Annotated in this window: 18 protein-coding genes; 16 read left to right on the top strand and 2 right to left on the bottom strand. The window is 50.4% G+C overall.

Going from position 1 to position 21,724, the window contains the following annotated elements; all coding sequences use genetic code 11:
- Positions 1–129 precede the first annotated feature (129 nt).
- Positions 130–1,539 carry an ATP-binding cassette domain-containing protein gene (locus tag BUB85_RS13245; RefSeq protein WP_073111294.1) on the bottom strand — a complete coding sequence of 470 codons (1,410 nt, stop codon included), beginning with the start codon at positions 1,537–1,539 and terminating at the stop codon, positions 130–132.
- Between the two features lie 15 nt (positions 1,540–1,554).
- On the bottom strand, positions 1,555–2,349 hold the full coding sequence (locus BUB85_RS13240) for a DeoR/GlpR family DNA-binding transcription regulator (RefSeq protein WP_073111291.1): 795 nt from the start codon (positions 2,347–2,349) through the stop codon (positions 1,555–1,557).
- A 365-nt stretch (positions 2,350–2,714) separates the two neighbouring features.
- Between BUB85_RS13240 and BUB85_RS13235 the strand changes: the two genes are divergently transcribed.
- The 16 genes from BUB85_RS13235 to BUB85_RS22220 all read left to right on the top strand — a co-directional run bounded on the left by BUB85_RS13235 (position 2,715) and on the right by BUB85_RS22220 (position 21,724).
- Positions 2,715–3,734 carry a substrate-binding domain-containing protein gene (locus BUB85_RS13235; protein WP_073111288.1) on the top strand — a complete coding sequence of 340 codons (1,020 nt, stop codon included), beginning with the start codon at positions 2,715–2,717 and terminating at the stop codon, positions 3,732–3,734.
- A 138-nt stretch (positions 3,735–3,872) separates the two neighbouring features.
- On the top strand, positions 3,873–4,853 hold the full coding sequence (locus BUB85_RS13230; protein WP_073111286.1) for a sugar phosphate isomerase/epimerase family protein: 981 nt from the start codon (positions 3,873–3,875) through the stop codon (positions 4,851–4,853).
- An 84-nt stretch (positions 4,854–4,937) separates the two neighbouring features.
- Positions 4,938–6,005: a zinc-dependent alcohol dehydrogenase gene (locus BUB85_RS13225; RefSeq protein ID WP_073111284.1), complete on the top strand. Its 1,068-nt coding sequence runs from the start codon at positions 4,938–4,940 to the stop codon at positions 6,003–6,005.
- Positions 6,006–6,131: 126 nt separating this feature from the next.
- The gene (locus BUB85_RS13220; RefSeq protein WP_073111282.1) at positions 6,132–7,115 is read left to right on the top strand and encodes an ABC transporter permease; all 984 of its coding nucleotides are present in this window, start codon (positions 6,132–6,134) and stop codon (positions 7,113–7,115) included.
- 85 nt (positions 7,116–7,200) lie between these two features.
- Positions 7,201–8,700 carry a sugar ABC transporter ATP-binding protein gene (locus BUB85_RS13215; protein WP_073111280.1) on the top strand — a complete coding sequence of 500 codons (1,500 nt, stop codon included), beginning with the start codon at positions 7,201–7,203 and terminating at the stop codon, positions 8,698–8,700.
- An 83-nt stretch (positions 8,701–8,783) separates the two neighbouring features.
- Positions 8,784–10,025 (top strand): oxidoreductase, encoded by a 1,242-nt coding sequence (locus BUB85_RS13210; RefSeq protein WP_073111278.1) that lies wholly within the window; start codon positions 8,784–8,786, stop codon positions 10,023–10,025.
- 102 nt (positions 10,026–10,127) lie between these two features.
- On the top strand, positions 10,128–10,868 hold the full coding sequence (gene deoC, locus BUB85_RS13205; RefSeq protein WP_073111276.1) for a deoxyribose-phosphate aldolase: 741 nt from the start codon (positions 10,128–10,130) through the stop codon (positions 10,866–10,868).
- Positions 10,869–11,064: 196 nt separating this feature from the next.
- Positions 11,065–12,417: an MATE family efflux transporter gene (locus BUB85_RS13200; protein WP_073111274.1), complete on the top strand. Its 1,353-nt coding sequence runs from the start codon at positions 11,065–11,067 to the stop codon at positions 12,415–12,417.
- 172 nt (positions 12,418–12,589) lie between these two features.
- Complete coding sequence (locus BUB85_RS13195) at positions 12,590–13,885, top strand: ABC transporter substrate-binding protein (RefSeq protein WP_073111272.1); 1,296 nt, start codon at positions 12,590–12,592, stop codon at positions 13,883–13,885.
- A complete protein-coding gene (locus BUB85_RS13190; RefSeq protein ID WP_073111270.1) occupies positions 13,882–15,687 on the top strand; it encodes a cache domain-containing sensor histidine kinase in 1,806 nt (601 codons plus the stop codon). The genes BUB85_RS13195 and BUB85_RS13190 overlap by 4 nt, the downstream gene beginning before the upstream one ends.
- A 43-nt stretch (positions 15,688–15,730) precedes the next feature.
- Positions 15,731–16,480: a response regulator transcription factor gene (locus tag BUB85_RS13185; RefSeq protein WP_073111268.1), complete on the top strand. Its 750-nt coding sequence runs from the start codon at positions 15,731–15,733 to the stop codon at positions 16,478–16,480.
- A gap of 461 nt (positions 16,481–16,941) precedes the next feature.
- The gene (trpE, locus tag BUB85_RS13180; protein WP_073111266.1) at positions 16,942–18,414 is read left to right on the top strand and encodes an anthranilate synthase component I; all 1,473 of its coding nucleotides are present in this window, start codon (positions 16,942–16,944) and stop codon (positions 18,412–18,414) included.
- On the top strand, positions 18,411–18,989 hold the full coding sequence (locus BUB85_RS13175) for an anthranilate synthase component II (RefSeq protein WP_073111263.1): 579 nt from the start codon (positions 18,411–18,413) through the stop codon (positions 18,987–18,989). The genes trpE and BUB85_RS13175 overlap by 4 nt, the downstream gene beginning before the upstream one ends.
- A 128-nt stretch (positions 18,990–19,117) precedes the next feature.
- Positions 19,118–19,828, top strand: coding sequence for a LytR/AlgR family response regulator transcription factor (locus BUB85_RS13170; protein WP_073111259.1), 711 nt, complete (start codon positions 19,118–19,120; stop codon positions 19,826–19,828).
- Between the two features lie 9 nt (positions 19,829–19,837).
- Positions 19,838–21,472 carry an ATP-binding protein gene (locus tag BUB85_RS13165; protein WP_073111256.1) on the top strand — a complete coding sequence of 545 codons (1,635 nt, stop codon included), beginning with the start codon at positions 19,838–19,840 and terminating at the stop codon, positions 21,470–21,472.
- 123 nt (positions 21,473–21,595) lie between these two features.
- On the top strand, positions 21,596–21,724 hold the full coding sequence (locus BUB85_RS22220; protein WP_278319595.1) for a hypothetical protein: 129 nt from the start codon (positions 21,596–21,598) through the stop codon (positions 21,722–21,724).

Genomic DNA, 21,724 nt, shown 5'->3' with positions numbered 1-21,724 from the left:
ACCAATTACCGAAATAATATCGCAAAACAGGTTTTAAAAATTCTCTGTTTTGTACAAAAATTAATTAGTTCCCCAAGGGGGTTCTGAACAGTTACTTTTTTTTCATAGTAAAGATTCCTTTCTGTGGCGTTAGATATTTTTGTAAATAACTTCACTGGAAAGGTAGTCCGCTGCATAATTTCCTATCTGCTCTCCGTCCTTGAAGAGAACAATTCTGCTGCAAATCCCAATCAGCTCGGAATAATTGGTAGACAGCAGTACGATAGAAGCGCCTTTGAGCGCCAATGCATTTAATATATTGTACAACTCCAGACGGCTGGTGGCATCCAGCGTCCTGGTGGGGTCGTCATAGTAATAGAGGCTGGCATCACACAGCAGGGAACGTGCAATCAACAGCTTTTGCTGGTTCCCGGAGCTAAGGTGCCGCGGCCTTGTGTGGATATCCACATTGTGAAAGCCAAGCTTGTGCAGATAACTTTTTGCATAGGCGTTGCACTTCCAGTCGGATATAAATCCGTGCTCCAGCATCTTCCCGAAGTTGGAGACCGCGATATTGAAAGGGAGAGACTGGTTTAGAAAAAGTGTGCTCTCCGCGGTTTTCTGTGGAATCAGGCTCGTGCCCGGCAGCTTTTGGGAGATGTAGGTATACAGCTCCGCTTTCTGCGGGATCGTGAGCCCGGCAATCCCGATGATAGACCTCCGGTACAGATGAAAGTCCAGATTCCTCAGGCTGGAACAGACCGGAGCAGACACGTGAAGCAGCTCCTCCCCGGGATCCATGTCGATTCTGGGGTATTTGTATTCCAGATTCATGCAGGAAATGTGATCGAAGAAATTATCACTTCCAAATTCCCTCTTGGAAAAGGTACCGGTTATGGTACCGTCATTGATGACGGATACGCGGTCACAGTACCGGGGGATTTCTGAGTACTTATGTGTAATCAGGATGATCAGGGTGTTCTGTTCCTTCAGGCGTTCCAGCAGAGCGTAAATATGCTCTGTTTCCCGGCTGTTCAAAAAAGTAGAAAACTCATCCAGGATGAGAATTTTTGGTTTGCAGATCAGCACCCTCGCCAATTGGAGCAGGCGCTGGTCGGCCTCGTGGAGACTGGTCACAAAAGCGTGCAGATCCATAGGAATGTCCAGATCCTCCAGCACATCGCGGCAGTACTGCAGAATGCGTTTCCTGGAGGGGGCAAAAATGTGCTTTCCCCAGAGACGCTCCTCGTTGCCGCTGATGAGATTCTCCCAGACCCTGAGATCCGGGAACAGCTGAATCTCCTGCTGGATCATATAGATGCCCAGTCTCTGGGCGGAGCAGATATCGGAATAGAGCGCCGGTTTTCCATCAATCAGAATCTCGCCGGCGGTCTTGGAACGAATCCCCGCAAGTACCTGTGCGAAGACCGTTTTGCCCTCTCCGTTATTGCCGATGATCGCGTGGATTTCCCCGGAATATGCCGAGAAATTGATATCGTTGATCAGCGGTCTGTCTGAAATTTTACTGAGATCTTTCGTTGTAAATGAAAACTGTTTCATAGGCTTTCTCACCAGTTATAGATGGAGACTATCCAGATCATATGAGGTGTAGGTGCACACCCGATGCTCGAGATAGTAGGTTTTAAATTCAGTTGGTATATTATCATTCGTGACCAGAATATCCGGATAGTCCAGATCTCCGATTCTGCGGAATGAGCGCTTGTTGAATTTGGAGCAGTCAATGACAAACAGGATCTTCTCCGATTTTGCAGCAATGGAGGTGATCAGCTCCTGGATGCTCCAGTCGGAAAGTGTATATCCGCCGTCCATGTCCACGCCGTCGACAGAAAAAAAGCACTTATCGAGGTGAACGTCCTGAAGCTCCGCTTCTATATTATCCGGAAATGAATAAAAACCGGCACAATTCAGGCGTCCGCCGATGAACAGCACCTGAATGCTCGAATTGGCACTGAGCACGCTTGCGACCAGAAAGTTGTTGGTCAGCACGTTGATGCCGGATCGGCTAAGCAGTGCCTTGGCGATGTAATAGGAAGTGGTGCCGGGACCGATGAAGATCCACTCGCCGTCGCGGACCAGCCGCACGGCAATTTCTCCCAGTTCCTCTTTGTTCTTATCATATTTTATGGCGGTTCCGGTGAATGGATTGTGAAGCTCCTCCGCTGTCTGTGTTGCATTCAGCGTGGCACCGCCGTGAAAGCGGGTGAGAAAGCCTTCTCGTTCCAGTTCCTCGAAATCATTTCTAATAGTAGCATCGGATACGCTCAGCAGACCGCTCAGTGTGCCTACATCGATTTGCTTGCAGTCTGTCAGTATCTCCTTGATGCGTCGAATACGCTCTACTTTAAACAATGTATTTCCTCTCGTTATAAATGGCAGCACCTGTGGGCCGCTGCCGGAATTATTTATTGGATGATGACGATTCAGAACCGTTATGCTCTGATATATATTTCGTACCTATCATATCATGGAGAAAATCAAATAACAATATCTAAAATAAAAAGAAATGCAAATATGAAAAAATTACACCCTAATATAAAGGCAAATAAAAGAAAAACGCGGTTTGAAATGAAAACAAATAAAAAGAAATAAAAAACAAATGAGAAAATATGAAAAAATTACGGTGTACAAATAAAAATGAGTATGATATATTTTTAGCAACAAAACGAGCTCGGTAAAGGTAGTCCATTCAAAAAACAAGGAAGAAGGAGAATTTTATGAAAAAGCGTAGAGTATTAGCAGCAGCACTGGTTGTCTGTATGACAGCGGCAATGGTATTCGGATGTGGCAATTCATCCAAGGACAGTGGTTCGACCGCAAGCAGCGGAGGAAAAGATTACAAATACCGCATCGGCTTCGCAAATGCTTCCATTTCAAACAGTTGGAGAGTAAAGATGAGACAGATGCTGGTGGACGAATGTAAGAAAGAGAACATTGAACTGATCGAGACAGATGCCCACGACGATGCAAACACACAGAACAGTAACATTGAGGCAATGCTCCAGAAGGATCTGGATGCCATCCTGATCACACCTTGTGTAGAGGATGCGGCAAACCCGGGAATTGAGGCAGCGTTTGAATCAGGAATCCCGGTCATCATCTTCGACCGTACCTGCACCACAGATGAGTACACACATTTCGTAGGATACTCTGACAAAGAGAACGGTGCAGAATGTGCACAGATGCTCGTGGATGCATTGACAGAGAAAAACGGATCAGCGAAGGGAAACATCATTGCACTCGACAGTATCGCAGGTTCCAGCACAGACAACTTCCAGAAAGCAGGACAGGATTCCGTATTCTCCAAGTACCCGGATGTGAAGATCATCGACAGACAGTACACAGATTTCGAAGCAGGCAAAGGCAAATCCTTTATGGAGGACTGCCTCAGCAAATATGGCCCGGGCGAAATTGATGGAGTGATCTCCCAGGACGGCGGCGTTACACTGGCAGCAATGGATGCAATCAAGGAAGCCGGAAGAGACAAAGACGGGATTCTGATTGTCAATGCAGATGGTATCAATGGTGTAGCGAAGATGGTGAAAGATGGAACAGCAGTTGGGTTCACACAATTCCCATGTGCGGCAAGTGTAGATGCACTCCACACAGCAATCGATACATTGGAAGGCAAGGACCCGAAGGATAAAGACATTACGATGGATTCTATCGTTGTCACAAAGGATAATGTGGATGACTACCTGATTCCTGACGGAGACGATTACGACTGGACATATTAAAATTCAGGCGGACAGCAATTGCAAGACCGGATAGAAAATTAAAAAAGAGGAAAAGTGAGAATGCTGTACTGTACGACGCAGCACAGCATTTTCAAACCCTTACAATAAAAAGACACAGGACAGAAAGGAAACGAGAATATGAAAGTTGGATTTTGCGTAGTAAATTATTCGGAAAAACCGCTGGAAGAGGTTGTGGATATCGCAGCTTCCAACGGATATGAAGCGGTGGAGCTGCCGTCTTACACAGACAATGGGCAGGTCGACATGGATGAGATGCTCAAAGGTGATAATGCGAAAAAGATGAAGAAAATGATCGAGGACCGCGGCCTGTTTATTTCATCGCTGAGCAACCATGCAGATTCCCCGCTGATCATGGGACCTTACAGTGCCGGGATGGACTCCATCTGCCCGGGAACAAAAGAGGAGAAGATCAAGTTTGGAACCGAGAGTATGATCCGGTCGGCACAGCTTGCCAACCTGCTGGAGGTACCTGCGGTTGTTGCATTTTCAGGCATGGAAAACTATGGACATATCAACGACTGGCCGGAGCCAAACGGCTGGAAGTGCGAGGAAGAGCAATTCGCCGAGAAATGGGGATATGTGCTTGATAAATATAAGGAGTACGGGGTAAAAGTGGCATTTGAGCCGCACCCGAACAACATCGTGTATGATACACAGTCGACACTGCGCCTGCTGGATGTGGTGGATCACCATGAGAGCTTTGCAATCAATCTGGATCCGGCCAACATTCTGTTTTCCGGTGTGGACGTCAACAAGTTTGCGTATGAGCTGCGCGGACGTATCGCTGTGGTGCATGCGAAGGACTGCGAGATCGTGAAGCATAATCTTGCAAAAGGCGGTCTGAATATGTATATGCAGGATGGCTGGGGACGGCTGGACCGTTCTTTCCGTTTCCGGATTCCGGGATGGGGAGATGTGGACTGGAAACGTCTGATCAGTGAACTGTTCCTGACCGGCTATGACTACGTCTTCAACTATGAGCACGAGGATGTGATCATGTCCCGCGCAGACGGAACGAAGAAGACGATTGATTTCCTGCGCCCGCTGATGATCGATGCACCGTATGAAGGAAGAAACGATAAGCTGTTTACAAAATAATAGCCAATATAATCTTATAAAGCAGCAGAGCGGATTGTGAATGCCCGCTTGACTATAACAAAATAAGGAAAGGAAGTAGATATCATGAAAACAATGAGAGCACAGGTTCTGACAGAACCGTATCACTTTGAATTAAAAGAAGTTCCAGTGCCGGAGATTACGGATGATGAAGTATTGATCAAGATCAAATACTGCGGAATCTGTGGTTCCGACTGGGGCTCATACACCGGAAAATATGCAGACGAGGTGGCATGTATTCCACTGACGACCGGACATGAATTTTTTGGAACCATCGAGGAGCTGGGAAAAAATTCGCAGGGTCTGAAAGTTGGAGACCGTGTGGCAGTTGACATCTGTAAACCATGCGGCACCTGCTATCACTGCCGTATCGGCGAACCGCTGCTCTGCACGGACTTCAAACAGATCGGAATCCATCTGGACGGCAGATTCGCAGAGTATGTCAAGGTTCCATGGAAAAATGTTTACATCGTTCCGGACAGCGTGTCCGATGAAAAGGCAGCTTTCGTAGAGCCGTTGACCGCATGTCTGAATGCATCCAAGAAGATGCAGTGCCAGATCGGGCGCAGCGTGGTGGTGATCGGAGCGGGACTTGGAATCATGCATGCACAGCTTGCCAAGCTGCGCGGAGCAGCACCGGTCATCGTTATCGACGCCAATGCGGACCGTCTGGCCATGGCAAAAGAAATCTGTGCGGACTACACCATCAATGTAAAAGAGACAGACCCGATCGAGGAAGTGATGCGTTTGACCAACGGCGTCGGAGCAGACTTTGTTCTGGAGGCGGTAGGCAGCTCCAAGACCTATGAGCAGGCGTTCCAGATGGTTAGAAAGGGCGGAAAGGTCGAGGCCTTCGGTATTTGTTCCGATGATGACTATGCGAGCCTTGCACCGGTAGAGTTCGTGCTCTCCGAGAAGAAGGTAGGCGGAAGTACCGCAGGAATCGGCTACGACTGGGGCGATGCCCTGACACTGCTCGAGTACGAGCGTGTGGATCCGATGCCGCTGATCTCCATGATTGTTCCGCTGGAGGAGCTGGAGGTCGCACTGAATGAGATCCGTAAGAATCCGAAGCTGATCAAAGTCTTAGTGAGCCCACAGGTGACGGAGAGAACTATTTTATACAAAGAATAAGAGAAGTGTGCTGTTTCGGCCTTCGCGCCGGACAGCCGCAAGAAAATATAGAGAATGCTCACGGTGAGGGATAACAATGGATTTGAAAGTCCACCTTGCGTGAGATATGACTAGGAGGAATGTGCAGTGAATGCAGATAATAACAGCAAGTCAAACAACATTGTAAAAAGGATACTAAGTAATCCGATCAGTGGCCCGTACATAGCGCTGATCATCCTGTTCATTATTTCTACCATTGCTTCCCCGGATATTTTCCCGACATTTACGAATATTGCAAATGTCCTGAGGACGGCGTCCATCGTTGGTATGGTCAGTATCGGTATGACGGTTGTCCTGCTGGTTGCAGGTATCGACCTGTCAGTGACTTACATTATGGCAATCAGCGCATGTATCCTGGCGAATATCATGGCGAAGCAGGTGGCGGATGGAAAAGACGGAATCCAGTTGGGCGGAGTGCTCCTTGTACTTCTGATCGGCTGTGTGGTTGGTCTGATCAACGGTGCAATCATTGTACTGCGTAACGTGGAACCGTTCATCATCACGCTGGGTACCGGACAGGTGCTCAAGGGAATTATTTACATCTATACAAAAGGTGCTCCGGGCGGAGCAGTCACAAATGCATGGAAGACCTTCGGTTCAGAGTCACTGTTCGGGGTAATACCCTACGCAGTTATTATGTGGGTGATAATGATCGCCATCTTCGGTATCATTTTACATAAGACTGTTTTTGGCCGCCATATCTACGCAATCGGCAGCAACGAAGAAGCGGCGAGACTGACTGGAATCAAGACAAAGGTTCACAAGATCATGGCCTATGTCATCTGTGGACTTACAGCGGCAATGGCAGGAGTTATGCTTCTGGCCAGAGTGCGTGTCGGCGAGCCGAACGGAGCGAACGGATATGACATGGATGCGATCGCGGCAGTCGTTATCGGTGGAACAGCGATGTCAGGCGGACGCGGAACACTGGCTGGAACCATAGCCGGTGTGCTGATCATGGCGATCATGAACAACGTGCTGAACCTGGTAGGTGCAGATCCAAACCTTCAGATTGTAATCAAAGGCTTCATCATCCTCCTGGCAGTGTTGGTGCAGCGCAAAAACGACTAATACGAATCCGGCCGGCAGCGAGCCCGGCGGGTCTGCAGCATGACCGGACAGCGTATCGGAGACGGATATAAGGAGAGTGAAGAATATGGGCGAATACGCATTGGAAATGCTGGGTGTCACGAAGACATTTTCAAAAGTAACCGCATTGGACAACGTGAATCTCCGCGTAAAAAAAGGCGAGATCCATGCACTGATCGGGGAGAACGGAGCGGGAAAATCAACGCTGATGAAAGTTCTGTCCGGTGTATACAAGCCGGATGGGGGCAGGATTCTGATCGACGGCGAGGAGGTCACCATTAAAAATCCGAAGGATGCCATTGAAAAAGGCGTCGCGATCATTTACCAGGAGCTGAGTCTGGTGCCGGAGCTGAATGCCATCCAGAATGTGATGCTGGGACAGGAAATCAATACCTGTAAGATCATCAACTCTAAGAAAGAAAATGAATTTGCAAGAAAATATCTGGACTATGTGGGGAAAGGGTCGCTGAATGATTACAAGACAGCGGTGAAAAACCTGAGTGTCGCACAGCAGCAGATGGTGGATATCGCCAAGGCGCTTTCCTACAATTCAAAGATCATCATCATGGATGAACCTACAGACAGTCTGACCAGCAGAGAAATCGAGATTTTGTTCAAATGTGTCCGGCAGCTGAAGAAGGATGGCATTACCGTCATCTACATTTCACACAGGCTGGAGGAACTGTTCGAGCTCTGCGATACCGTGACGGTGCTCCGGGACGGACAGTACATCGTGGATGAGGATATCTCAAAAATAAATAAAGACTGGCTGATCAGCAAGATGATCGGTCGTGACCTGAAGGATACCTTCCCGCCGAGACGGCGCATCGAAAGTGATGAAGTCGTCATGGATGTGCAGGGCCTGACAGGGGAACGCTACAAGGATGTGTCCTTTCAGCTTCACCGCGGGGAGATTCTGGGATTGACCGGACTGGTCGGTTCGGGGCGTACTGAGGTGCTTCGCGGAATCTTTGGCGCAGACAAGGTCAAGAGCGGAACGGTCACAGTGAATGGAGAGGTTGTAAACATCAATCACCCCCATGTGGCAGTGCAGAAGGGGTTCGGGTTTGCGACGGAGGACAGGAAAGCCCAGGGGCTGTTTCTGAATCAGAGCATCGAGAAGAACATTACGGCTTCGGCGCTGGAGCAGATCTCTTCCGGGGGATTTGTAAGCAGTGAGAAAGAGCGGAAGCTGTCGGAAGATTATTTTAAAGAACTGAATGTCATTGCACCGGACACGAAAAAAATCGTGAAGTTCCTGTCCGGAGGAAACCAGCAGAAGGTGGTTCTGGCCAAATGGCTTGCCTCGGGATCAAAAATCCTGTTTCTGGATGAGCCGACCAGAGGAATCGATGTAGGTGCCAAGTACGAGATTTACCAGCTGATGGACAATCTGGTACAGGAGGGTGTGAGTATCATCATGATCTCATCCGAGATGCCGGAGGTGATGGGGGTCTCAGACCGGATCATGGTCATGCATGAAGGGGATATGACAGGGGAACTGCATCAGACAGAGTTCTCGGAGGAGAACCTGATGAAATTGTCGAGCGGTGAGTCCCTGGAATAACGAATCGGAGAAATAAAAAATGCCGGCCGGGAAAAGCCGGTTTGCAGGATAAAAACGGACAGGATAGAGGAGGTTTTTGGAATATGGGATATAAAGAAACACTGCTGAAACCGATTATGATCGGCAGCAAAGAATGTAAGAACCGTTTCATGGCACAGTCCATGGAATGTGTGGATTCGGACGCAGAAGGAAATCCGACCGATCTCACACTGCAGCGTTATGAGAACTTATACAAGGGAGAATTTGGACTGGTCGATCTGGAGGCCATCACGGTGACTAATGAGAGCCGTGCAAGAAAGACCCAGCTGGAGATCATGCCGCGGAATGAAAAGGCATTGGAGCGTTTCATCCGCAGCCTGAAGGAAGTCAACCCGGATGCACTGATCGTGTTCCAGCTGACACATTCCGGCGAAATCAGTGAATCGGATTTCTCCAGAAAGGTCTGCGTGAAACCGACCTATGGAATCGGTGGGGAGGTTCTGACCGAGGAGGAAGTGGACCACATCATTGACCAGTTCGTGCTGGCATCCAAGATTGCGGAGAGTGTGGGAGCCGACGGCATCGATATGAAGCTGTGCCACGGCTATCTGGGATCACAGATCATCCGTCCGTTCAACGACAGGGACTGGAAGTACGGCGGTTCCTGGGAGAGAAGATCTGCATTTGCCTATGATCTGATGGAGCGGATCAAAGCGGGCGTACAGGATAAAGATTTCCTGATCGGTTCCAAGATGTCTATGTGGGAGGGCTATCCGGGGGGATTTGGTTCCGCAGGTCCGGACTCACCGCTCATGGATATGACAGAGCCGCTGGATCTGATCCGCGGACTTGAGGAGCGGGGCGCAAGTTACTTTATAGAGTCACTGGGAAATGTTCACAGCTCCATGAACTTTATGGAGTCCATCCAGGAAGAGCCATATATGGCATATCTGCATATGTATTTCGCAAATATGATGAAGCAGGCACTGAAGCCGGAGACGGTGGTAGTCGGTTCCAACTTCTCCGCATTCCGCGGTAAGAAGAACAAACTGCTTTCCATCGAGCCGGAGAAGTCTTCCATGTTCGCCATGGGAGCCAGAGTAATCGAGGATGGCATGATGGATATGATTGGACTGGGAAGACAGTCCTTCGCTGATCCGCTGACACCGCTGAAGCTGCGGGAGGGCCGCGAGGATGAGATCAAGTATTGTACCCAGTGTATGAACTGTGAGGAACTGATGATCAGACAGCAGCCTGTTGGATGTGTAGCCTACAACAGACCGTATGCGAAACGTCTGGTGGAGATCCGCAAGGAAATGGGGAAACTGACGGAGCTGCACACATAGAACAGGCAGCGCTAAAACATGGGTGAGACGGGGGAAACCCACCGTTTGACTATATAACTTATAACAGAAATGTAGATTTACAAAAAGAAAGGTGACAAAGAAATGAAAGAGATCAGAAAAGACATTTTAACAAAAAAAGACATAGCATACATGATGGATCCAAGTGTATTAAAGCTGGATACGACCATTGAGGACGTGAGAGCCATGGTGGAACTCTGTAAGAAATATGACTGTGGAACCTGCTTCTGCTGGCCATGCTACTATCCGGAACTCGTGGAATTACTGAAAGGAACAAACACGGCATTCGGAACATCCCTCGGTTTTCCATCCGGACAGGAAGCAACGGCAACCAAGGTACAGATGGCAGAGTATTTCATGACCATGAATCCGGTAGAAAACGACATGGTGATGAATGTAGGCTGGCTTAAATCAGGAAAATATGATCTCGTGCTTCAGGACATCAAGGCAGTCAGAGAGGCAGTAAAAGGAACGTCCATGAAGGTCATCATCGAGGCGATGCTTCTGACAGACGATGAGATTCGTAAAGCATGCGAACTCTGTATCGAAGGCGGAGCTGACTATGTAAAGACAGGTACAGGATTTTCAGCGAACCCGACGACTCTGCATCATGTAAAAGTGATCACAGACACAGTTGGTGACAGAGCAAAGGTTAAGGTAGCCGGTGGTGTCCGCTCTCTGGATACCCTGCTGAAAATGTACAAATTAGGTGCAAGCCGTTTCGGAATCGGATGCGCTTCTGCGGAGAAGATCCTGAAAGAAGTAGACGAGCTGGGCGAGAGCATCGATATCAATAAGATTACCATTGACGAGTCTGAATTGTAAAATCTGGTGAAAAAGACCTCATGTAATCCCCTTCTCACTTTCGGCACACAGTGTGCCCGAAGCGGGAAGGGGATTTTATTTTGCGGGGCGAAGGGAAACAATGTCAGTTGAGAAAAAGAAAATGGGGGGATTTTAGCCCCTTGTATGAACTTGGATGAAGGGAAACAATGTCAGTTGAGAAAACAGGGATAAGATTATGGAGAAAAAAACAGAGTATTTAAAAAGTATGATATGGATCGCAGCTCCAATCGCCGCGCAGAATCTGGTGAATTTCGGGGTGAACATGATGGATACCCTGATGCTGGGACAATTGGGTGAGCTGCCGCTGGCAGCCTCCTCGCTGGCCAATCAGGTCTTTTTTATTGTGACGCTGGCGGTCTATGGAATCGGTGGCGGGGCCAATGTTCTGGTGGCGCAGTACTGGGGCCGGCGGGATGCGGAATCGATCGATACGGTTCTGGCGTACACCTATCGGACGGCCATGGCATTTGCCCTGTTGATGGCGGCAGCCGCCCTGTTCTGCCCGGGGCAGATCATGCGCCTCTTCACTGGGGACCGGGCCGTGATCGGTCAGGGTATGCGCTATCTCAGGATTGTGTCTGTGTCTTACTTGTTTTACACGGGGACCACGATCACGACTTGCCTGCTCCGGGCGGTGGGGGACGTGCGGATTGCCATGAAGCTTTCCTTACTGTCTCTCTGTGTCAATACGGGGCTGAACTACCTGCTGATTTTTGGAAAATGCGGGATGCCCCGGATGGGAATCGCGGGGGCAGCGACGGCCACACTCTGCGCCAGAACAGTGGAGTTTTGCGCGTTAATGTGGTATATTAATAAACAGGAATCCAGACTGCACATCCGCCTGGGAAAGCTGCGGACAGTGAAGCCGGGATTTGCGTCACTCTATTTTAAGGTATGCATTCCGGTGACCGCAAACGAACTGTTCTGGGCGCTCGGTGAGGCGGTGATCGCCATGATCCTGGGAAGGATGGGGCGGGAGGTTGTGTCTGCCAACAGCATTTACGCGGTGGTGAGCGAGCTCTCCGGCGTCACGATGTCCGGCATGAATGCGGCGGCAGGCGTGGTGGTCGGTCAGGCAATCGGAAGAGGGGAAAAGAGCGCACTCACACAGATCAAACGGCAGTTCCAGGGTGCGGCGGTGGCGGTGGGCGCGCTGGCGGCATCAATTATGCTGGTCTGCAGAGGATTTCTGATCGACCTCTATCAGGTCAGTGATGTCACGAAACAGTATGCCTCAGAGATGATGCTCGTGGGTGCGGCGGTGGAATTTTTCCGCTCGATCCAGTGCATGAATCTCATGGGGATCCTGCGCGGCGCCGGAGATGTGCGGTTCGCCATGTGGAATGACCTGCTCTTTCTATGGCTTTTTACGATTCCGCTCGGATTTATGGCAGGGCTTGTCTGGAAACTTCCGGTCCTGGCAGTCTACACGGTGCTGAAGCTGGATCAGATGCTCAAGGTGTTCACCAGCGGATGGCGTCTTGGCGGGACAGCATGGATGAAGGATCTGACTGGCGACAGGGAGTGAACGGCATGGATAAAGGGGCTGAGCGGCGACAGGGAGGGAGCGACCGAAGAACGGAGCCTTATATGGGAAATAAGACACATTTTCAAAAATATTCCACTTTTTTAAAAATAAGGGTACTGTTTTGACATTTTTTTCAATGATAAAATAGAGGTGGAAGTCAGGGAGGAAAACTATGCGCAAGAGAATAATATCGGCAGTGCTTGCACTGACGCTGGCGGGCCTGCTTCTGTGCAGCTGCCAGAGAGTAGATGCCACGGCCGTTCCGACGGACGAGGGGATCACCCTGAAGGTATTTTCCAACCTTCCGGACCGGAAGAACGGGGAAGGGCTGGCGGAGCAGATGGTCATCGATGACTACGAGAAGGAGAATCCGGGAGTCCATATTCAGGTCGAGGCTTTGGAAGAGGAGGCCTATAAGATCAAGTTCCGGGCCTACGTCATGAACGGCATGCCGGATATCGTAAGCATCTGGGGCCAGCCCGGTTTTTTGAACGAGGTGCTGGATGCAGGTATTCTCTCGCCGCTCAACAGTGCGGATTATGAGGACTACGGTTTTATTGACGGCTCCCTGGATGGCTTCAAGAAAGAGGGCGTGCTCTATGGTCTGCCGCGAAGTACGGACGTGGCGGTCTTCTATTATAATAAAAAAATGTTCGAGGAAAATGGCTGGAGGGTTCCAGATACTTACGAGGATCTGCTGGCACTGGCCGGGACGATCCGCGCGGCGGGAAAGGTTCCGGTGGCGATGGATGGCGGAGACGGCTGGCCGCTGGCAATCTACATGACGGATCTGATCAACAAGATCAATGGCGAATGCCAGAACCTGTTCTCTGAGGCGGTTTCGGATGGGGATTTCACGGCGGAGCCCTTCACCCAGGCAGCGGAGCTGATGCGGAAATCGGCGCAGGCAGGTCTGTTTCAGGAGGGATATGACGTGCAGGACTATGCCGCAGCCATGAATCTGTTTACCAGCGGGCAGGCGGCGATGTTTTATATGGGCAGTTGGGAGGCGCCCATGAGCCTCGACACAGAGATTCCCGAGGAGATTCGTTCCAATATCCGCGCATTTTCCATGCCGGTTGTGGGCGGGGGCAAAGGAAGCTCCACCAACATTGCAGCGTGGAATGGCGGCGGTTATGCCGTCTCCTATGATTCTGCGGTGCGGGAGGAGGCAATCCGATTTCTGAACTTTATGTTCCGCCCGGATGAGCTGTCGAAGTACAGCTGGGAGAACGGGGTCGGGATGTCGGCGCAGGATCAGTCCGCGTATATGGATGCGGATGAGACGCCGCTGCAGCGCCAGTTTGTCACACTGCTGCAGACGTCAACAGGGCTGTCCGGCACGCCGCTCAACGACTGTGGACCGTCTGCATTGAAGACGCTTATGGAGAGCGAGATCCAGGCGATGACAAACGGGACAAAATCGACGGAGGAGTTTTTCCGTATAATTGGCGGTGTGTGCGAATGAAACGGTGGATCAGAAATCTGGAGCTAAAGAAAAAATTTATTTTTTACACCTACATTGTCATTACACCGGTCCTGCTGCTCATCAGCGGACTGATTCTCGAGAAAAATTACGAGGAGATGACGCTGGAACAGAATGCGCAGGGGGAAAATCAGGTAAACAATCTGGCTGGAAGCCTGGAGGAACTGAATCAAAACATGATCGAAATGTCGACTTACATTGGGATCAACAGCGATGTCAACGAGATCCTCAACGCCCCGAATGCGGAGGAACTGAACCAGAATCCCCAGATCTGGCTGGACGAGGCACCTATGCGGTTCGTGCAGGACATTCTGGCAATCAAGGGATATGTCAAGACGTGGGCAATTTATCCGGAGAATGGTGTGCGCCCTTATCTGCGGTGTATTGATTCCAGCGTCAGCCTGCCCACCATAGAAGCGGTGCGGGAGACGGATGCCTACCAGCGCGCGCTGACCGCCAGAGGAAAGGTGTGCTGGGCGGTCGTCGGGAAAAGCTATGGGGACTTCTATGAGGCGAACCGTACAGAGAAAATGGTGCTGTACCGGGAGGTCTTCGATCTGTCCGGGAACAAGCGCCTGGGATACATGACCATCGGCGCGGATATTGAGAAGTATCGGGAAATCTGCGAGAGTGTGCTGGATTACCGGCAGGATGGCGCGGTCCTTCTCAATCGGCAGGGAGAGGTCCTTCTCACGGGAGGTCGTATCGGAGATCAGACGAAGGCATATCTGGAGGGAGATGGCTTCGGGAAACATCTGCAGGAAGATGGAACCACGTATTTTCATCATGGAAACCAGATGATTTACGTACAGCGCAGTGATGACAATTCGTTTATCACCTGCACCATCATTCCGGACAGTGCGGTGAACAAACAGCTTCTGAGCGTGTTCGGCACCGCACTGGCTTTCCTGACGGTAGTGCTGGTAGGGCTGTTTCCGGTGCTGTCGCTGATTTCCAATATTGTGACAAAGCCGCTGGGCATGGTTGAACAGGCAATGAAAAAGTTTCGCGGCGGCGATTTCAGCCAGCAGGTGGAAGTGGATACGCAGGATGAGGTGGGTCGTATGGCGGAATGTTTTAATCAGATGGTGACGGACATCCGGATTCTGATTGAGGAGAATTACGTCATGCAGCTGAAGGAGAAGGAGAGCGAGCTGACGGCGCTGCAGGCGCAGATCAACCCGCATTTCCTGTACAATGCGCTGGATACCCTCTACTGGCAGGCTGTGAATGGAGGCAACGATGAGCTCGCAGAGAATGTGTTGACGCTCTCGAACCTGTTTCGGCTGGTGCTGGGCAAGGGAAAGGGTGTGGTCTGCGTCAGCCAGGAGATAGAACTGATTGAGGAGTATCTGAAGATCCAGAAGATGCGTTTTACAGGGCGGCTCACCTATGAGATCGATCTGGATGAGCGGATTGCCGGGGAGCAGATTCCAAAACTGATTTTGCAGCCGTTTGTGGAAAATGCGGTGGTCCACGGCTTCGAGAACTCAGAGGCTCCGTGCGAGATCTATGTGACAGCAGAACAGACGGAGGATGGAATGGAATTTGTGATCCGGGATACCGGAATTGGTATGACAGATGAACAAATCAGACAGATATTTCAGGCGGAGAGCGCGGAGGATGCGGAGCGCTATAAAGGCCAGCGAATTGGCGGCTATGCGATGAAGAATGTGCGAGAGCGTCTGGAGCTCCGCTACAGAGGGAGGTTTAAGTTGCTTGTGGACAGCGTGCCGGGAGAGGGAACCAAAATTACGATCCGGCTGCCGCGGGACGGACAGTAGGAACAAGATCAGAATCTGGCAGACATATGAGGGAGGAACCAGAATGAAAAGAAAGCTGAAATTATTGATTGCGGACGATGAGGAGGTCGTGCGCAAGGGAATGTGCAAATATATTCAACTGCATTCGGAGCGGTTTGATTCCGTTTACATGGCGGAGAATGGACAGAAAGCGATCGATCAGATTATTTTGTACCGTCCGGATATCATGATTCTCGATATCCGCATGCCGATTAAGGATGGCATCGCGGTGATGGAGGAGGCAGCCCGTCTGGAGATCCTTCCGGCGACGATTGTACTCAGTGGTTACGACGAGTTCAAGTACGCGCAGCAGGCCATACACTACGGGGCGAAGGATTATCTGCTCAAGCCGGCCCGGTCTTCAGACATTTTAAATCTGGTGAATCATATTGCGGACGAGATTGCAGGAAAGTCGAAGGGGGAATCGGTGGAGCGCCAGCAGATTCCGACGACGGTGATCAAGGCCGAAGCCTATATCCGGGAACATTATCACGAGGATATCTCCGCCCAGACGGTTGCCGAGTATGTAGGGATCACCCCAGGATATCTGTCTACGCTGTTCTCCCAATACTGCAGCTGCGGATTCAGCGAGATGATCACAAGGACGCGGCTGGAGCGGGCGTGCACCTACCTGTCCCAGAGCTACCTCAAGACTTACGAGATCGCGTACAAGGTGGGATTCCGGGATGAAAAATATTTCTCCAAGGTCTTCAAGAAGGCAAAAGGCATCACGCCGGCAGAATACCGGAGAAGCTGCCGGAGCGAAGGAATGTAGCCGGGACATCAGGAGCTTCAAAAAGGGACAGGTCAAAAGTGCAATTGGGGACGTAGCAAAGTTGCAACTTTGCTACGTCCCCAATTGAAAAAAAGGCTTGCAATCTGAAAATTGACATACTATAATATGGTAAAGTGATAAATAAGAGAACCAAGAACAAACCAATGAAGCGGAGATAAAAACGAATCGTGCACTTACAGAGAGACCGGATTGCTGAGAACCGGACAGAACGCAGCTTGTTAAATGGACCGCTGAGGGCGCAGCCAAAGGGAGAATCCCGATTACCCTGCGACGGAAGGCAGCCGTTATCTGCTCAGGATATGTTTGTATCTGGAAAGTGTGCGGGATTCATCCCGCAAATCAAGGTGGTACCGCGGAGATTAGTTTACTATGACCGTCCTTGACAGAAGAAGATTCTGTCGTGGACGGTCTTTTTAATTTCAGAAGGAGGAGAGAAGATAATGTGTTATCCAAGTTTAGAACAGGCAAAACAAATCGCTGCAGATGAGGCGTACAAAATCATCCCGATCAGCATGGAGCTGTTCGCTGACCGCAAGACGCCGGTGGAGGTGCTGCGGATTTTAAAGCATGTCAGCAGGCACTGCTACATGCTGGAGAGCGCGGAGGACAACAAGAGATGGGGGAGATATACGTTCCTGGGATACAACCCGATATTGGAACTGACGTGCCATAATCATGAGGTGCGGATGACGTCCGGAATGACCCAGACCTTTCAGGCAGAACATCCGGGGGCATTTATCCGCGATATCCTGCAGCAGTACCGGAGCCCGAAGCTGGCGGGACTCCCTCCGTTTACCGGCGGGCTGGTAGGATATTTTTCCTATGATTATATCAAATACAGCGAGCCCACACTGGAGGTGACAGACGAGGGGGGCGAGGATTTCAAGGACATGGACGTGATGTTGTTCGACAAGGTGATCGCGTTTGACAACTACCGTCAGAAGATCGTGCTGATCGTCAACGCCAAAACGGACAATCTGGAGACGAATTACCACAATGCGGAGGCTGAGCTCCGTGATATGGCCAGCCTGCTCGCGGACGGTGAGCCTGAGAAAAACAAACCGCTGAAGCTGACCTCGGAATTTCGCAGCCTGTTTTCGCGTGACGCCTACTGCGAAATGGTGGAGAAAGCCAAGAATTATATTCGCGAGGGTGACATCTTCCAGGTAGTGCTCTCGAACCGGTTCGAGGCGGACATGGAGGGGAGCCTTCTGGACACCTACCGCGTGCTGCGCACGACCAACCCGTCGCCCTACATGTTTTATTTTTCCAGCGACGATGTGGAGATTGCCGGGGCATCACCGGAAACGCTGGTGAAGCTGGAGAACCGGGATCTCTATACATTTCCGCTTGCGGGGACGAGACCGCGGGGGGCTGATGAGGAAGAAGACCTGCGGCTGGAAAAGGAACTGCTGGCTGACGAAAAGGAGCTGGCGGAGCACAACATGCTGGTGGACCTCGGGCGCAACGATATCGGGAAGATCAGCGAGATTGGAACTGTAAATGTTGACAAATACATGAGTATTGAGCGGTTCTCCCACGTGATGCACATCGGTTCCACTGTATCTGGACAGATTGCCGAGGGGAAGGATGCGCTGGATGCCATCGATTCCATCCTGCCGGCAGGGACGCTGTCTGGAGCACCAAAAATCCGGGCCTGTGAGATCATCCATGAGCTGGAGCACAACAAGCGGGGAATCTATGGCGGTGCGATCGGATATATTGACTTTACCGGGAATCTGGATACCTGCATTGCCATCCGTCTGGCATTTGCAAAGAACGGCAAAGTGTTCGTCCGTTCCGGCGCCGGAATCGTGGCGGACAGTGTGCCGGAAAATGAGTATCAGGAATGTGTGAACAAGGCGAAGGCAGTCATGCAGGCGCTTGAGATTGCAAAGGAGGGAATCCGATGATTTTACTGATTGACAATTACGACAGCTTTTCATATAATCTGTATCAGCTGATTGGACAAATAGAGAAAGATATTAAAGTTGTTAGAAATGATAAAGTGACTATTTCGCAAATCAAGGAGATGAAACCGGATCTGATCGTGCTCTCTCCCGGTCCGGGAAAACCGGAGAACGCAGGGATCTGTCCGCAGGTGGTGCGGGAGCTGGGTGGGGAGATTCCAATCTTCGGAGTCTGCCTGGGGCATCAGGTCATCTGTCAGGTGTATGGTGCGAACGTTACTTATGCGAAGAAGATGATGCACGGAAAAGTCAGTGAGGTCATCGTTGACGAAGACAGCAGGCTGTTTACCGGGATGAAGAATCCGGTCAGGGTAGCGAGATACCACTCTCTGGCGGCCGGGGCGGATACGATTCCGGAGGAGTTAAAGGTCACGGCAAGAACCGCGGACGGCGAGGTGATGGCAGTGGAACACAGGACATTTCCAGTCTGCGGAGTGCAGTTTCATCCAGAGTCTGTGTTGACGCCTGAGGGGCTGCAGATTCTTCAGAACATGGCATATGGAATCATCGACTTTTAATGTTTTTTGTGGTAAACTCTCTATAACACGTATTGGGGATGTCACTGACTGAGAACGTCAGGTCGGATCAGCGTTTATGCAGAGCCGGCCGGTGTCTGCAAAAGAATACTGAAAGAGAAGGCGAAGACATGCTTACCATTATAATATGTGATGATGAAGTGAAATTCAGGCAGCAGTTAAGAGAAAAACTTAGTGTGATAGCAGCGGAAGAAATGAGCATTCATGAATGTGGTTCAGCGGCGGAGCTGCGGGAACTGCTCGAGGGAAATCAGATCAGTCCGGATGCCATTTTCATGGACATTCAGCTGGGCGACGAAAACGGGATTGAGACTGCTGCACAGATTCAGAGGAACTACCCGTGGGTGGCGCTGGTTTTTATTACGGGTTACCTGGAGTTCGCGACGGATATTTTCCTCGCGAAGCCGACGTACTTTCTGGTTAAGCCGTTTGATGATGTGAAACTCGCAGATGCACTGCGGTGTGTGGGTGAATTTCGCAGAAACTGCATGAGCAGACCGATCAGGCTCAAGAGCAAGTCGGGCGTGATGCAGATAAACAGGAGCGAGATCTATTACGTGGAGAGCAACCGGAGGCGGCTGAACATTGTCACGGCATCGGGGACCTATTCCGTCTATATGAAGATGTCAGATCTTGCGGAACAGCTTGCGGACGACTTTTTGGACTGTCATAAGAGTTATACGGTCAACATGAATTATATTGAGTACTTCAATTCAGAAAAGATTATTATGAAGAACGGGCATGAGATTCCGATAAGCCGTTCTAAATATAAAAAAGCAAAAGAGAAGTTTTTGAATTTCTCGTTTGCAGATGTATTATAGGGGGGGACGATGTCAGAAGTAGTCACAAGCTGTATCCGATTGGGGGCGATGGCATGGCTCCTTTCTTTTTGGAGCATGAAGGGCGAGGACAAACGATGGCGCGTATCCACGGTGATCACCCTGCTGACGTTGGCAGATATCCTGCTGATCAGTGGTGTTTTAAAAGGCATACATCCCGAAAACCTGTCGCCAGGGCTGGTGGTGGTCGATTTTTCACGGCTGTTGATTGAAATACTGTACATGGGATTCGTTCTGCAGGATGGGCTGTATTATTTTGTGAAATGGCACATCTATCATACGATTGCCGGATATACGATTCAACTGCTGACGGTTCTGCAGGCACTGGTGTTCAAAAACCTGGATATGATTCTTTACAGTCAGGTAAAGACAGGGGATACGTTATGGCCGCTTGCTCTGACTGCAATCGGTATAGGTGTGGCCGCAGCGGCGATGAAGAAAAAAGTGTTCGAGCGGATCACGTATCGCTGGGCAGGGCTGATTGTGATGACAACGGTGCTGATTGAATTTACGATTGGTATGGCCACTCTCAGCAAGGGATATTCGGTCACAAGAATCTTTGCTACATTCATGTCACTGAGCGTGGCATTTACATTTTTTGCAGTCATTTTGGGAAACCGGTATTACCAGAGCAGAGTACTGAGCAGGAAGTACAAAGAGATTCTGGACAGCCAGTATGCCTATTATGACAGAATCCGGCGCTGCCAGATCGATATGCGCAGGCTGCGCCATGATCTGGGCAATCATATGCAGGTCACGGAGCAGCTGGCAGAAGAGAAAGCCGATTATCAGCATCAGCTGCTGCAGTTTTATGACACGTATCTTGCGAAGCCGGTGGAAGTCCAGGCAAAAAAGAAAAAATATCCGGTGATGGCGATGGTTCTGGGAGGACTTATGATCCTGGAGATAGCGCTCGCATTGCTGCCCGTTCACTTTGTTCTGAAATTTCCGTCAGAGATTTACTGGATATTTGTCTATTATTGGGCGCTGATGCTGATGACGCTGGGAGTGCTGATGGTGTACAATAAGAGCCGGCAGGACATGGATAACCGCGAGATGAGTCAGATTATCGAACAGGGAAATCGGGTGCGGGAAGAATGGAGCGAGCTGATGGACAGTGTGGATTCCGGGAAACTTACGGAGTCTGCCGCGCGCAGATATGCCTCGGATAAGGCTGGGGATGTGGAGCGGATCCACACCGGCAATTCCGTCATGGATGTGATGCTGCAGGAGATGCAGCAGACCTGTGCGGAGCGGGGGATCGAGACAGAGCTTCGGATCGAGGCTCCGCCATCGGAGGCGAATCGCATGAACCCGGTGGATATGGTAGGACTGTTCGGCAATCTTCTGGACAATGGACTGGAGGCCTGTATGCGAAAGACGGACGGCGCGCGCTTTCTTCATATCCATACGAAGCTGAAGGCGAATTTCTGGTGCATCGTGGTGGAGAACTCGAAGCCGGAGGATGCACAGCCGGTGGAGGAAAAATTTCAGAGCCGGAAGGGCGCGGAGCACGGGCAGGGACACAGGATCATTGAGGATATCGTAAAAAAATATGACGGTGTGATCCAGTATCGGGATGCGGTGGATACATTTGTCGTGACTGCCATGGTGCGGGTGCAATGAACGCGCTGTTTTGCGGGGGCTGCTTTAAGTCCTGTGCAGGGCAGCGGGGATACAGCCGGGGAATGGAATTGCCGTGTAAACGGCTTTGCATAATAAACATTTCAGGCAGGTATTTGCGAATATATGAAAAAGTGGTATAATGTTCAGGCAAGCTGTGAGCCGGAGAATGCGAAGCGGAGTTTGGTGCGCAGTGTGGAGGCTATGATAAAGAATGCCGTTGACGAAAAGGGGAGTGTTTGTCGCGGGATGTGA

It is taken from the genome of Hespellia stercorisuis DSM 15480, from assembly GCF_900142165.1.
GTDB lineage: Bacteria > Bacillota > Clostridia > Lachnospirales > Lachnospiraceae > Hespellia > Hespellia stercorisuis.
Note: the sequence above shows the minus strand (reverse complement) of the source record. Positions and strands in the feature narration are given on the sequence as shown.